This window comes from Rhizobium sp. 05L419 (assembly GCF_056397845.1).
The window spans coordinates 1-722 of sequence record NZ_JBFTOF010000084.1; the positions used below are offsets into that span (position 1 = coordinate 1).

A 722-nucleotide genomic window follows, 5' to 3' on the forward strand; every position below is an offset into this window, starting at 1 on the left:
TGTCCCGGCACGTGGTGTAGGTTTTGAGGAGTAAGGTGGCCATCAGTGTTTTCCGGTAGGGTCGGGTTGTTCAAGACCAACCTGACGGAAAGACCACCGATGACCAATGACATGATGAACGTGCGCTCGCTTGTTGAGAAGAGCGCCGACGCCGATTTATTGCGCGAGATGATTGGCTTTGCAGCCGAGCGGCTGATGGAGCTGGAGGTTGGCGGAGCCACCAGTGCTGGCTACGGCGAGAAGAACCCGATGCGGCTCGCTCAACGCAACGGCTACCGTGATCGGGATTGGGAGACGCGAGCCGGAACGGTCGAGCTCCGCATTCCAAAGCTACGCAAGGGCAGCTACTTCCCGAGCTTCCTTGAGCCCCGTCGGATGGCGGAGAAGGCTCTAACGGCGGTCATCCAGGAAGCGTACATTCAAGGCATCTCGACGCGCTCGGTTGATGATTTGGTCAAGGCCATGGGTATGTCGGGGATTTCGAAGAGCCAGGTGTCGCGCCTGTGCGAAGAGATCGACGTCAAGGTGAAGGCGTTCCTCGACCGTCCCATCGAGGGTGACTGGCCATACGTGTGGGTGGATGCGACGTACCTCAAAGTCCGCCGTGGCGGGCGCATCGTCTCCGTTGCCGTCATCATCGCCGTCGGCGTCAACAGCGACGGGCGGCGTGAGGTTCTGGGTATGGAAGTCGGCACGTCCGAAGCTGAGCCGATCTGGACGGA

General features: G+C 60.2%; 1 protein-coding gene. It reads left to right on the top strand.

The window, feature by feature from the left end; all coding sequences use genetic code 11:
• Nucleotides 1-99 precede the first annotated feature (99 nt).
• The coding region (locus AC1DMK_RS31085; RefSeq protein ID WP_477864049.1) for an IS256 family transposase at nucleotides 100-722 on the top strand (623 nt) is incomplete at its 3' end.